A 12,348-nucleotide genomic window follows, 5' to 3' on the forward strand; every position below is an offset into this window, starting at 1 on the left:
CAGAAGAGCGTCCGGAAGAGGTCAGTTGTCGTCGTCGTCATCGTCCCCGCCGTCGTCGCCGCCGTTGTCGTCGCCGTTGTCGCCCGGAGGAGCGGGCGGCGGGGGCACCTCGCCGCTGCTGATCTGCAGCAGGATCGTCTCGCCCGGCAGCGCAGTGCCGTTCGGGTTCTGCCCGACGACCGTGCCGCGGTCCGCCCGGTTGTCCACCGAGCGGGTCGAGACCTTCCAGCCTGCACGCTCCAGGATCGCCCGGGCGTCGTTCTGACCACGACCCACGACGCTCGGCACCTTCGACTCGGCGCCGCCCTCGGTGTAGCGGGGATCCGTCGGCGGCAGCGGCTGCACCGGCTGGCCCTCGAGCAGCGGCTTCATCGCCCCGAACCAGGTCTGCGCCGGGGTCTTGCCGCCGAAGATGTTGCCCTCGCGACACGGGAACGGGGCCCCGGCACCGTCGCAGAGCGGCCTCGGCGAGTTCGAGTTGTCGAAGGCGATCACCGCTCCCGACATCTGCGGGACGATCCCGATAAACGCCGCCGACTTGTGCTGCTGCGTGGTGCCGGTCTTGCCCGCCATCGGCCGGTTCCAGCCCGCCTGCGCGGCCGCCCCCGCCGCGGTGCCACCCGGCTGGTCGTCCTTGCTCAGTGCCGTGAGCAGGGTGTTCGCCAGGCCGGGCTCGACGGCCTGGTCGCAGGGCGCCTCGGTCACCTGGACCGGCTGGCCGTTGGCGTCGGTCACCGAGTCGATCGGCGAGGGCGGGCACCACTTCCCGCCTGACGCCAGCGTGGCCCCGACGTTCGACAACTCCAGCACGCTCGTCGGTGACACACCGAGGGTGAACGACGCCTGCTTCTGCGCCTTGGTCACCTCGGCGATCGAGCGGTCCGTGCGCCGCCCGGTGTTCGGATCCACGAAGGGGGTGGTGGCCAGCGACTTCATCCCCAGCCGCACCGCCATGTCCACCACGTCCGGGACGCCCGTGAACTCCTCGAGCTTGATGAACGCGGTGTTCGGCGACTGGGCCAGCGCATCCGTGACCGACAGCTTCTCGGGCAGGCTGTCCGACGAGTTCGCCACCGGGATCGGCCGACCGTTGCCGTCGACGTAGATCGGCGACGCGTAGCCCGACGGCGGCACGGTCATCTGGTAGTTGATGCCCAGGCCCTTCTGCATCGCCGTCGCCGTCGTGAAGATCTTGTACACCGAGCCGGCACCCAGGTTCACCGGCTCGTAGGGCAGCCCGTAGCTGGTCTCCTGCTTGCTCGCGTCCAGCCCGAACGTCCGGCTCGACCCCATCGCCAGCACCCGGTGCTTCTCCTGGCCGGGCTCGACGATCGCCATCACGTCCGCGACGTTCGCCGCGTTCGCCGGCACCTGGGCGTTCAGCGACGCCTTCATCTTCTCCATGGCGTTGCGGTCGAGCGTGGTCTTGATCGTGTACCCGCCCCGCACGATCTGGTCCATCGGGATGCCGGCCTCGGCCAGGTAGTCCGTGACGTACTTGCAGAAGAACCCGGCGTCGCCCGCGCCGATGCACCCGTTCTTGCGGGTGCCCAGCGGGTCCACGATCCCCAGCGGCTCGGCCAGGGCCTGCTGCGCCTGGGTCTGGTCGATCATTCCCTGCTCCTGCATCTGGGTGATCACCAGATTCCGGCGGTCCAGCGCGGCCTGCGGGTTCGCGACGGGGTCGAACTGGGTGGTCGAGCGCACCATCCCGGCCAACATGGCGGACTGCGGGACGGTCAGCTGGTCGGCCGTGGTGTTGAAGTACGTGCGGGCCGCCGCCGAGATGCCGTACGCCCCGTTGCCCCAGAAGACGATGTTGAGATAGCGGGCGAGGATCTCCTCCTTGGAGAGCGACCGCTCCATCTGCAGCGCGATCCGCGCCTCCCGCAGCTTGCGCGCGGGCGTCTGCTCGGTGGCCTTGAGCCGCTCGGCCTCGGTCTCCGCCTCGACGTAGAGCAGGTAGTTCTTGACGTACTGCTGGGTCAGCGTCGAGGCGCCCTGCACGACGTCGCCGGACGCCGAGTTCGCCACCACCGCCCGGATCGTGCCCTGCCAGTCGACGCCCTGGTGCTGGTAGAAGCGTCGGTCTTCGATCGCGACGATCGCCGCCTTCATGGCGGGCGAGATCTGGTCGGCGGGCACCGGGTCGCGGTTCTGGTCGAACAGGTACGCGAGCGGCGCGCCGGCGGAGTCGGTGATCGTCGACGTCTGCGGGAGCTGGCCCGTGGCGAGGTCCGTCGACACGCTGTTCACGCTGTCGCCTGCCTCGTTCGACACCAGGCCCAGGGCGAGCGCACCGGGGAACGCCATCCCGGCCACGAGGACTCCGGCCAGCACGCAGAACGCGAGCAGCATGCCGATCGGTCGGAGCAGGTGACGGGGGGCCTTCACGATCGACCAGGTTACGCGGGCCGCCGTCTGCACCGTGTCAGTACGGGACCGGGTGCAGCGATCGGGTACGGCGATTGAGTAGATCTGCCGGGTGTTCGGTGGAACCGCGGGCTCCGACGATCCGTCTGTCGATGTCGCACTCCCGATCGGGGGTCGCAGGACGACGGCGAGGGGAGCACGGGGATGCCCGGGAGGAAGAACTGGCGTGTGGCGGCACGGTGCCGGACGGTCGATGCGGACGGGTTGTTCGTGAGGGGGGCCCGCCAGCGCGAGGCACGCGGCTTCTGCCGCACGTGCCCGGTGCGCACGGAGTGCCTCGCCCACGCGCTCGACCACCGCATCGAGTTCGGGGTGTGGGGCGGGATGACCGAACGGCAGCGCCGGGCGTTGCTGCGGGCCCGGCCGGAGGTGACGTCGTGGGCGGAGCTCCTGTCGGCGGCGCAGGAGGCACACGACGCCGGGCCGCCCGCCGAGGTGCCCGCCCGGTGACCGCCGCTGTCGTGGACACTCCTGCGGGTGAGCGCCGCCGTCCCCTCCCCGCGCGCGGCGCCGGGTCCGGTGCTGCCCGGCCTGAGCGCCGAGCTCGCGGCCGGCCGGGAGCTCGACCTCGACTCGGCGGAGCTGCCCGCCGCCGCACTGGCCGGGGCGCTCGTCTCCGGGACGGGCCCGCTGCGTCTCCGCCGGGCCGTGGTGACCGGGGAGCTCGCGCTCGTCGGTGCCCGGATCGAGCGCCCGGTGGAGCTGCTCGAGTGCACCTTCACCGAGGTGCCGGACCTGCGGATGGCCGAGTTCACGGGGCTCGCCCTCACCGGCTGCCGGATGCCCGGGCTGCAGGCCGGGAACCTGCGGGTCACCGCGGACCTGCTGCTCAACGACGGTTTCGTCGCCGACGGCGCGGTCCACCTGCCGGACGCGCAGATCGGCGGCTCGCTGCGGCTGTCGGGCGGGCGGCTGCACGGTGGAGGTGCGCCGGCCCTGATCGCCGACCGGATCGTCGTCGGCGGCACCTGCTACGCGCGCCGGTTGCGCAGCGAGGGCGAGCTGCGGCTGCCGGGCGGCCGGATCGCCGGCGACCTCGACCTCGCCGGGGCCGATCTGCGGGGCTCGACCGGCGACGCACTCGACGTCACGGGCGTGTCCGTCGGCGGGAGCCTGCACGCCGGGCGGCACGTCGGCGTGCCGGGCCTGGCGTTCGCCGCCACGGGCCGGGTGCTGCTCTCCGGGGCCCGGATCGTGGGCGACCTCGTGTTCTCCGGTGCGCGGATCGAGCGGGCCGCGGAGGCGGGCGCGGTCGCCGACGCGATCCAGCCGGATCGCGTCGAGAGCCGGCTGCCGCCGGTGCCGGTGGGCATCATCGACACCGGGACCTGCGTGGTCGCCGACCGCGTGCGGGTGGAGGGCAACCTGGAGCTCGACGACGGGCTGTCCACCGACGGCACGATCAGGCTGCCGAACGCCACCGTCGGTGGGTACCTGCGCCTGTCCGGTGCCCGGCTGTCCGGGCCGTACGGCGCCTCGGAACACGGGATCTCGCTGCTGGCCGACGGGATGGAGGTGGGTGGCGACCTGGAAGGACGCGACCACGGCCGCGGTCCACTCGTGTGCGCCGGGCAGGTGCGCCTGGTCGGCGCCCGGGTGCGCGGCAGTGCCAGCCTGTCCGGGATCGAGCTGGCCGCGCCCGACGGCTACGCGCTGCTGGCGGACCGGCTCCACGTCGGCGGCGAGTTCTTCCTCCGCCGCCTCCGCTGCCAGGGCACGCTGCGGCTCAACGACACCGAGGTCGGCGCCACGCTCGACTGCACCGGCGCCCACCTGGAACGCCCACGGCTCCGGGTGGACGGGAGCGTCCGCCCGTCGCTGGACGCCCGGGCAGCCATGATCGGCAAGGACCTGCTGTGCCGCGACGGGTTCGTCGCGGCAGGCGGGGTACGTCTGCGGCGGACCGAGGCACGCAAGTCGGTGCAGTTCGTCGACGCGACGCTCGTGGGCACACCGGGAACGGGCTTCGCCCGCTACGCGCTCAACGCCAACGGCCTGGTGACCACCGAGCTCACGTTCCGGCCGGGCACCCCTCCGGGTGGCACCGTGCTGCTCGCCCACGCCCGGGTCGGGACCTTCGCCGACTCGGCGGAGCTGTGGGCCGCGGAGCGCGGCGTCGACGTCCGCGGTTTCTCCTACGACCAGCTGGACGACACCCGCGACGTCGACGTCCGTACGCGGCTGGGGTGGCTCGAACGGGTGATGCCCGACTTCGCGCCCGGCCCCTACGAGCAGCTCGCGGCGGCGTACCGGCGGGCCGGCGACGAGGAGAAGGCCCAGCGGGTGGTGATCGCGCGCCACCGGCGGCGGTACTCCGAGGCCGACCCGGTCGAGCGTGCGTGGGGTGCGCTCCAGCGCTGGACGGTCGGCTTCGGGTACCGGCCGTGGCTGGCGGTGTTCTGGCTCGTGCTGTTCGCAGTGCTCGGGGGGGCCTGGTTCGCGGCGCATCCACCGCGGCCGGTCGACAGCGGCCAGAATCCGGTCTTCAACCCGTGGCTGTTCGCCGCCGACACGCTGCTGCCGATCGTGAACCTCGGGCAGGACGGCTACTGGCGGTTGGACGGCGCAGCGCAGTGGATCAGCAGCGGGCTGGTGGCCGCGGGCTGGATCCTGGCGACGACGGCGGCCGCGGGGGCCGCCCGCGTGCTCAAACGGGCCTGAGGTCTCCCGCGGGTTCGGTCTCGTCGGCTGGAACCGGTGCCTGCGGTCCGTCCGCGGCCAGGCGCGACCCGATCTCCCGGAGTCCGTCGAGGTCCGCGACGTCACCCGCCACCGCCGGCACCTGCGTCACCGCCACCTCGGGGTGCGCGCGGCAGAATCGGGCGAGCAGGCGGCCCTCCCGGGCGGCCCGGTCCACCCGGTCGGCGTGCAGGCGCAGCACGGCCGCCGCGAGCGGTGCGCCCGACAGCTCGTCCGCGGCGTCGCGGGCCCGGGTCGCGGACAGCGGTGCGAACACCGGGTGGGTGCGGTTGAGCACCAGCCCGGCGAGCGGCATGTCCTCGGTGCGCAGCCGGTCGACGAAGTACGCGGCCTCGCGCAGCGCGTCCGGCTCCGGCGCGGCGATGACGACGAACGCCGTGCCCGGCGAGCGCAGCAGGGCATAGGTCGCGGTGGCACGTTCCCGGAATCCGCCGAACATCGTGTCGAACGCCTGCACGAACGCCGACGCGTCGGCCAGCAACTGCCCACCGAGGATCGTCGACACCGCCTTCGTGAACAGCGAGAACCCGGCGCCGAGCACCTTGCGCAGGCTGCGCCCGCCCGCGCGGGCCGGTGAGGAGAGCAGGCGGATCATGCGGCCGTCGAGGAAGGTCGACATGCGTTGGGGGGCGTCGAGGAAGTCGAGCGCCGAGCGCGACGGCGGGGTGTCGACCACGATCAGGTCCCAGTTCCCGGTGGCCGCCAGCTGACCGAGCTTCTCCATCGCCATGTACTCCTGCGTTCCGGAGAACGACGTGGAGATGGTCTGGTAGAAGGGGTTCGCGAGGATCTTCTCGGCGCGGTCCGGGGTGGAGTGGGCCTGCACCATCTCGTCGAAGGTGCGGCGCATGTCGAGCATCATCGCGTGCAGCTCGCCCGCCCCTGAGCCGTCCGGCACGCCCGCCACGAGGCCAGGTTCGTTGTCCAGTTCCGCGAGGCCCAGCGCCTGGGCGAGCCGGCGCGCGGGGTCGATCGTCAGCACGGCGACGCGGCGCCCGCGGTCCGCCGCGCGCAGGGCCAGCGCCGCGCTCGTCGTCGTCTTCCCGACGCCGCCGGAACCGCAGCAGACCACGATCCGGATCGCCGGGTCGTCGAGCAGGGCGTCGACGTCGAGCAGCGGGGAGCTCATGCGCCCCTCCCGACGCCCTGAGCCACCAGCGCGTCCGCCAGTTCGTACAAGGTGCCGAGGTCCACGCCGTCGACCAGGTTCGGCAGCTCGAGCAGCGGACCGGCACCCTCGCGCAACCGGGCCATCGCCGCGGCCTCCGCCTCGACCCGCACGGCGTGCTCGACGGTCTCGGCCACCAGCCCGTCGATCATCTCGGGGGCCAGTGCGACGCCCGCCGAGGCCAGGCCGGTGCGGATGCGCGCGGCGTCGACCCGGCCGTCGGCGGCCGCCGCCACGGAGCGGTCCGGCAGCCACTGCGGGCGCACCCGGTTGACGAGCACCGCCCCCGGCCACAGGTCCGCGGCCTCGAGCTCGGCGACCGTCTCGAGGGTCTCGGTCACGGGCAGGTCCTCCAGCAGCGTCACCAGGTGCACGGCGGTCTGCGGCGAGTGCACCAGCCGCACCACCCCCTCGCTCTGGCTGTGGATCGGGCCGGTGCGCGCGAGGTCCGACATCGCCCGGGTGACGTCGAGGAAGGTGACGAGACGGCCCGTCGGCGGGGCGTCGAGCACGACGGCGTCGTAGGCCGGGCGCCCGTCACGGTCCCGGCGGGAGACGCACTCCTTCGCCTTGCCCGTGAGCAGGACGTCGCGCAGCCCCGGTGCCAGCGTGGTGGCGAACTCGATCGCGCCCATGCGCCGCAGCGTCCGCCCGGCGACCCCGAGCCGGTAGAACATCTCGAGGTACTCCAGCAGCGCGGCCTCGGGATCGACGGCCAGCGCGCGCACCTCGCCCCCGCCGGGCGCCACGGCGATCTTGCGCTCCTCGTACGGCAGGGGCGGGGTGTCGAACACCTGCGCGATGCCCTGGCGACCTTCCACCTCGACCAGCAGGGTCCGGCGTCCGCCGGTGGCGAGCGCCAGCGCGAGCGCCGCGGCCGCCGTCGTCTTCCCGGTGCCCCCCTTGCCCGACACGACGTGGAAGCGGACCGCGGACATCGCGGTCGGCCAGGCGGAGGGATCCACCGGACCAGCGTAGGCGGGGCCGGGACGACCGGCCGGTTCGAGCGGGTGAGGCCCTGGATACAGTGCCCGCATGAGTACCCCCGGCCCCTCGGTCACCCGGTGGGAGTACCTCACGGCTCCCCTGCTGATCCACAACACCAAGGCCATCCTCGACAACTTCGGCCGCGACGGTTGGGAGCTGGTATCGGTGACCTCCGGCATGAGCTCCGAGCAGCTCGTGGCCTGGTTCAAGCGTCCGGTCCAGAGCGGATGACCTCCCCCACGGCGCGGCTGCGTGAGCTCGGCATCACGCTCCCGTCGGTGGCCACGCCCGCCGGGTCCTACATCCCGGCGAAGCGCGCCGGCGGCCTCGTGTTCACCGCGGGACAGGTGCCGTTCGTCGACGGCGCTCTCGCGGCGACCGGGAAGGTCGGCGCGGAGATCACGCCCGAGCAGGCGTACGACCTCGCGCGGACCTGCACGCTGAACGCGCTCGCCGCCGTCGACGGCCTGGTGGGCCTCGACGCCGTCGCGAGCGTGGTGAAGGTCGTCGGCTTCGTCGCCTCGGCTCCCGGGTTCACGGGCCAGCCCGGAGTCGTCAACGGCGCATCCGAGCTGCTCGCCGACGTGTTCGGTGAGGCGGGACGGCACGCGCGGTCGGCGGTCGGCGTGGCGGAGCTCCCGCTGGGAGCACCGGTCGAGGTCGAGCTCGTGGTGGAACTGGCGTGACGACGTCGCCGTCCGAGTTCGGCACGGCGGCCTGCCACGAGCTGCTGGTCCGGCTCGCGGGCCGGCTGCCGGACCGGCTGCTGTGGCGCCTGCGCGAGTGGCTGGCGTCGGGCGCGCACAGTGCCGTCGCCGCGCTGCTGCCGCGAGCGCTGCTGCGCAACCGCGTCGGCCTCACCGACGACGAACGCGACCTGCTCGAGACGGCCGTCGCCGGGCACGCCCCGCGCAAGCTGCTCGACGCCGTGCTGACCCTGGCGACCGCTGACGAGCCGGACGTCACCTTCCGCCCCGCGCCGACGGCGGACACGACGGCGCTGTGCCTGCTGGCCGTGGCCCGTGGCGAGAGCGGTTGCACCGAGCTGCGGCAGGCGCTGCGCGGCAACGGGCGCCACGCGCAGCGGGTGGTGCTGGTACGCGCCGACGGACCCCGCCCGTGGGCGTTGGCCGGCACGCTGGCCCGGCTGCTGCGCGCGCACGGCGACCCCGCGCCGTGCGTCGAGGTGCTGCCCGCAGGCGATCCCCCCGCCTACCACCGGGCCGCGCTGGCCGGCTCGACCCTGCTCTGGCGCCGCCCCGAGGCGCCGACCGCCGGTCACTGACCGGCTGCTCGACCACGTGACGCGACGCGCGACGTCACCGCTCCCCCGTCCCCGCGCGCGAGGCGGTCCGCCGCCGAGGAGGTTCCTGTGAGCGAGCGCAGCGAGGCACTGCAGTGAGCGCCCCGACGAGTGACCCCGTCGACGACCCGACCGTGCACGAGCTCCTGCTCGCGCTGGCGGGGCGGCTGGACGACGACCTGCTGGCGTGGGCGCGTGAGCTGGTCGCCGTCGGCGAGGAGGGCCAGGCGGTCGAGCTGGCGACGGCCGCGCTCGCGGCGGAGCGGGTCGCGTTGCCGCCCGCGGTGCGGACGGCGGCCGTGGCGACCGCCCGGGCGGCGCACACCGACCTGAACGTCGAGCGTGAGCTGGCCCCGGCCGTCTCCGACGACGCGACCGGGCACCGGTTCGACGCCGCAGTCGCTCCCCCCGACCGTGTGGTGGCGGTGCTCGCGGCCCTGCCTGCACGCCGGCTCGCGGGGTGCACGTTCCACCTGACCTCGCGGCTGACGCCCGCCGGCACGGCCCCCGGGCCCGTTCCGCGCGCGCTGCTGCTGGTCGAAGCCGGCCCGGACCGCTCGGCGGACGTGCTGGCCTACCTGCTCGCCACCGAGCTGGACCGGGCGGGCCTGCCGACGTCGGTCGAGGTCTTCACCACGGGTGCCGCCCTGCCCGCGTACCACGTCGCGGCGCTGCGGTCGGCGCGGCGGATCGAGGTCGGGGCGACGGTCATCGCGCCGGCGGGGGTGGTCGTCGCGAGAACGGTGGCGGAGCGCGCGGAGACGCCCGTCGCCGGTCCTCCGGACGTCGCCGCACGTGTGCCCGGCCGTCCGGATGCCGAGGCGGGCACTCGGGCGGATACGGCAGCGCTCTTCGTGGTGCCCTCCCCCGACGCCCTCTCGGGATCATCCGCCGAGGCCCGGCGCGCCGGCGGGCGGCGACGGCGGCGGGACCTCGGGGGATCGGTGATCGAGGAGCCGCCGGGGGTCGACGCCGGCCCCCTCGATGCGGACGTCGCCGAGGCGCCTGTCGCCGAAGGCGCTCCCGACACCGACCCGTTCCACGGCCCGCTGCGGGTGCCTCTGCTGGCGCCGCTGCTCGACCCGACGACGCCGGGTGCCGACGACGGCAGTGGTCGGCCGCCGGAGCCGACCCCGATCCGGCCCCTGCCTGCCCAGCCCGCCGCCGGTGATCGCGACGAGTCGGCCGGTGGGAAGGCGCACCCGGTCGAGTCCGACACCAGCCGTATCGAACGGCTGCCGACCGCGTCCGAGCCGGCGGCTCCCGCGGACGAGCCCCCGTCCGAAGCCGTCGGGGGTGCGGACGAGATCCCGCAGGAGTGGGAGGACGACTGGCGGTCCGGCGATTGGGCGATGCCCCCCTCGGGGCTGCCCGGACCGCCCGCCGAGGTGCCCGGCGAGTCGCCGCCCGCACCGGTCGACGAGGCGCGGCCCGCGGAGGCGTTCGACATCTTCGAGACGTCCGCGCCGCCTGCCCCGGTCGGTACCGGGGCCGGGGAGAGCGACGCGGAGAAGACGGGACGCAGCGCCGTCCGCCGCACCGAGGTCCGTGCGGACGTCGATCCCGGACCGCGCCGGCCGCCACGCGCGGAACAGCACCCCGACGTGTCGCTGTTCGACTCGCCCACGGCCCGCGTCGGTCGTCCGCCGCGGCCCGGCGGCCCGGTCCGGCCCCCGGCAGGCCCGCCTGCGGCCGAGATGCCGCGTCGGTTGCCGCCGCTGCCGGACGTCTCTCACCCGCCGACCGACGTCCCGCTCTTCGGCGACGCACCGTCGCCGGACGGGCGCCGACCCGCCGCGGCCTCGTCGCATCTGCCGCGCGAAGGACGTCGACGCCGCCCCGAGCCGGAGGAGCCGGAGCCGGCCGCTCCCCCGGCCGTGCCCGACGCGGACGCGCCGCTGCTCGCCGGGACCGAGCGGGACCTCCTGGCCCAGCTGCAGGCCGAGCTCGCCTCGCAGGAACGGCGCCCGCGCCCGTACCGGAGGGCGGCGCGGACCGACGTCACTCCCGCGGTCAACGGGCACGGGGCCAACGGCCGCGGGATCAACGGCCACGGGGACGGAGCGAACGGCCAGCCTGGCGGTCGCACCCCACCTTCCCCCGACGCGGCCGGGTAGTACCCGCGGGTGGGGGCGGCGGCGTTCTACAGTCCGACGGTGTCCACACCAGCGCCCGCGTCGCCGACCGTGGCGCGGCCCGCCGCCACCGTCGTCCTGCTCCGCGACGCGCCGCAGCCGGGGCCGGGTGGGGCGACCGTGCAGGTCTTCCTGCAGCGCCGGGTGGCGGGGATGGCGTTCGCGGGCGGCATGACCGTCTTCCCCGGCGGGGGCGTCGACACCGGTGACCGGCCCGACCCCGGCCTCTGGCGCGGGCCCGGCGCGGACTGGTGGGCGCGGCAGTTCGGGTGCACCCCCGACGAGGCCGGGCCGCTCGTCGTCGCGGCGGTGCGCGAGACGTTCGAGGAGTGCGGGGTGCTGCTCGCCGGGCCGGGGGCCGTCGATCCGGCGGCGCGCGACGACCTCGTGGGCCGCCGCCGCACGATGAACGACGTCCTCAGCGCAGCCGCCCTGCCCCTGCAGGCGGACCTCCTCGCGCCGTGGGCCCGCTGGGTGACACCGGACGCCGAACCGCGGCGCTACGACACCGCCTTCTTCGTCGCCGCGGTGCCCGAGGGGCAGGAGGCGGATGCGCGGACGACCGAGGCCGTCGAGGCCACGTGGTGGTACCCGGCGGACGCGCTGGCGGGTGCGCGCCGCGGGGAGCTGCGCCTGATGCCGCCCACGCAGCACACCCTCGAGGAGATCGCCGGGTACGCCGACGTCGCCGGCGTCCTCGCCGCCGCGCAGTCCCGGGTGGTGCGCGTGCACCGGCCGGTGGTGCACCGCGACGGCCGCCGCGTCGTCGTGACCGTGCCCGGCGATCCCGCCCTGCGGTTCGACGTCGACGGGCTGATCTGATGCATCCCGCCTACGGCGAGCTGCGCGCAGTGACGCCGCTCGCGGCGGTGCTGCTGGAGCACAACCCGTCGCCGATGACGTTGGAGGGCACCAACACGTGGGTGCTGCGCGCGCCCGGCGAGAAGGGGTGCGTCGTCATCGATCCCGGCGACGACGACCCGGAACACCTCGAACGGGTGGCCGCCCACGGTCCGGTCGCGCTGGTCCTGCTGACCCACCGCCACCACGACCACGCCGCCGGCGCGTGCCGCTTCGCCCAGCTGACCGGTGCCCCGGTGCGCGCGCTGGACCCCTCGCTCGTGCTGGGTTCCGAGGCGCTCGGCGAGGGCGACGTCGTGGCGGCCGCAGGTTGCGAGCTGCGGGTGCTCGCGACGCCGGGACACACCTCGGACTCGCTGTCGTTCCTGCTCACCGGCCCGGACGCGGGCTCGGCGGTGCTGACCGGCGACACCATCCTCGGCCGCGGCACCACCGTCATCGCCCACCCCGACGGCTCGCTCGGGCCCTACCTCGGCTCACTGCGCCGGCTCGCAGAGCTGGCCGACGGCACGGCCGTGCTGCCCGGCCACGGCCCGGAACTGCCCGACGCCCCCGCGGCCGCCCGCCACTACCTCGCGCACCGGGAGGAACGGCTGGAGCAGGTGCGGGAGGCGCTGCGGACGCTGGGCCCGGAGGCGACGCCGCGGCAGGTCGTCGAGCACGTGTACGCCGACGTCGACGCGGTGCTGTGGGGCGCGGCGGAGCTGTCGGTGCGGGCGCAGCTGGAGTACCTGCGCTCCTGAGCGCGCCGGCGCCGATGT

11 protein-coding genes are annotated in these 12,348 nt (G+C 74.8%); 8 read left to right on the forward strand and 3 right to left on the reverse strand.

Features of this window, described 5'->3' with window-relative positions:
• Nucleotides 1–21: 21 nt before the first annotated feature.
• Nucleotides 22–2,394 (reverse strand): transglycosylase domain-containing protein, encoded by a 2,373-nt coding sequence (locus RM445_RS01295; protein ID WP_311554058.1) that lies wholly within the window; start codon nucleotides 2,392–2,394, stop codon nucleotides 22–24.
• 183 nt (nucleotides 2,395–2,577) lie between these two features.
• On the opposite strand from RM445_RS01295, the gene RM445_RS01300 reads away from it, so the two are divergent.
• Together RM445_RS01300 and RM445_RS01305 are read left to right on the forward strand one after the other, a co-directional pair.
• A complete protein-coding gene (locus tag RM445_RS01300) occupies nucleotides 2,578–2,883 on the forward strand; it encodes a WhiB family transcriptional regulator (RefSeq protein WP_311554059.1) in 306 nt (101 codons plus the stop codon).
• Between the two features lie 27 nt (nucleotides 2,884–2,910).
• Entirely contained in the window at nucleotides 2,911–5,094 is a 2,184-nt protein-coding gene (locus RM445_RS01305) for a hypothetical protein (RefSeq protein ID WP_311554060.1), read from the forward strand.
• On the opposite strand, the gene RM445_RS01310 is transcribed toward RM445_RS01305, so the two are convergent.
• Entirely contained in the window at nucleotides 5,081–6,262 is a 1,182-nt protein-coding gene (locus RM445_RS01310; RefSeq protein WP_311554061.1) for an ArsA family ATPase, read from the reverse strand. The genes RM445_RS01305 and RM445_RS01310 overlap by 14 nt on opposite strands.
• A complete protein-coding gene (locus tag RM445_RS01315; protein ID WP_311554377.1) occupies nucleotides 6,259–7,239 on the reverse strand; it encodes an ArsA-related P-loop ATPase in 981 nt (326 codons plus the stop codon). Before RM445_RS01315 ends, RM445_RS01310 begins: the two co-directional genes overlap by 4 nt.
• Nucleotides 7,240–7,336: 97 nt before the next feature.
• Here RM445_RS01315 and RM445_RS01320 point away from each other — a divergent pair, with 97 nt between their 5' ends.
• The 6 genes from RM445_RS01320 (at nucleotide 7,337) to RM445_RS01345 (ending at nucleotide 12,330) form a co-directional block, all read left to right on the forward strand.
• Nucleotides 7,337–7,519 carry a hypothetical protein gene (locus RM445_RS01320; RefSeq protein ID WP_311554063.1) on the forward strand — a complete coding sequence of 61 codons (183 nt, stop codon included), beginning with the start codon at nucleotides 7,337–7,339 and terminating at the stop codon, nucleotides 7,517–7,519.
• A complete protein-coding gene (locus RM445_RS01325) occupies nucleotides 7,516–7,974 on the forward strand; it encodes a RidA family protein (protein WP_311554064.1) in 459 nt (152 codons plus the stop codon). The genes RM445_RS01320 and RM445_RS01325 overlap by 4 nt, the downstream gene beginning before the upstream one ends.
• The gene (locus RM445_RS01330) at nucleotides 7,971–8,573 is read left to right on the forward strand and encodes a hypothetical protein (protein ID WP_311554065.1); all 603 of its coding nucleotides are present in this window, start codon (nucleotides 7,971–7,973) and stop codon (nucleotides 8,571–8,573) included. The genes RM445_RS01325 and RM445_RS01330 overlap by 4 nt, the downstream gene beginning before the upstream one ends.
• 113 nt (nucleotides 8,574–8,686) lie before the next feature.
• Nucleotides 8,687–10,708, forward strand: a complete 2,022-nt coding sequence (locus tag RM445_RS01335; protein ID WP_311554066.1) for a hypothetical protein — start codon at nucleotides 8,687–8,689, stop codon at nucleotides 10,706–10,708.
• 39 nt (nucleotides 10,709–10,747) lie between these two features.
• Nucleotides 10,748–11,548 carry an NUDIX hydrolase gene (locus tag RM445_RS01340; protein ID WP_311554068.1) on the forward strand — a complete coding sequence of 267 codons (801 nt, stop codon included), beginning with the start codon at nucleotides 10,748–10,750 and terminating at the stop codon, nucleotides 11,546–11,548.
• The gene (locus tag RM445_RS01345; protein WP_311554378.1) at nucleotides 11,545–12,330 is read left to right on the forward strand and encodes an MBL fold metallo-hydrolase; all 786 of its coding nucleotides are present in this window, start codon (nucleotides 11,545–11,547) and stop codon (nucleotides 12,328–12,330) included. The genes RM445_RS01340 and RM445_RS01345 overlap by 4 nt, the downstream gene beginning before the upstream one ends.
• The last annotated feature ends 18 nt before the right edge of the window (nucleotides 12,331–12,348 follow it).

Origin of the sequence: Pseudonocardia charpentierae, from assembly GCF_031845345.1 — a bacterium.
Classification (GTDB): domain Bacteria; phylum Actinomycetota; class Actinomycetes; order Mycobacteriales; family Pseudonocardiaceae; genus Pseudonocardia; species Pseudonocardia charpentierae.

Excerpts from the sequence above, each read along its gene's own strand:
- RM445_RS01300 (WP_311554059.1), top strand. The coding sequence starts at position 2,578 with ATGCCCGGGAGGAAGAACTGGCGTGTGGCGGCACGGTGCCGGACGGTC.
- RM445_RS01310 (WP_311554061.1), bottom strand. The coding sequence starts at position 6,262 with ATGAGCTCCCCGCTGCTCGACGTCGACGCCCTGCTCGACGACCCGGCG.
- RM445_RS01315 (WP_311554377.1), bottom strand. The coding sequence starts at position 7,239 with ATGTCCGCGGTCCGCTTCCACGTCGTGTCGGGCAAGGGGGGCACCGGG.
- RM445_RS01320 (WP_311554063.1), top strand. The coding sequence starts at position 7,337 with ATGAGTACCCCCGGCCCCTCGGTCACCCGGTGGGAGTACCTCACGGCT.
- RM445_RS01325 (WP_311554064.1), top strand. The coding sequence starts at position 7,516 with ATGACCTCCCCCACGGCGCGGCTGCGTGAGCTCGGCATCACGCTCCCG.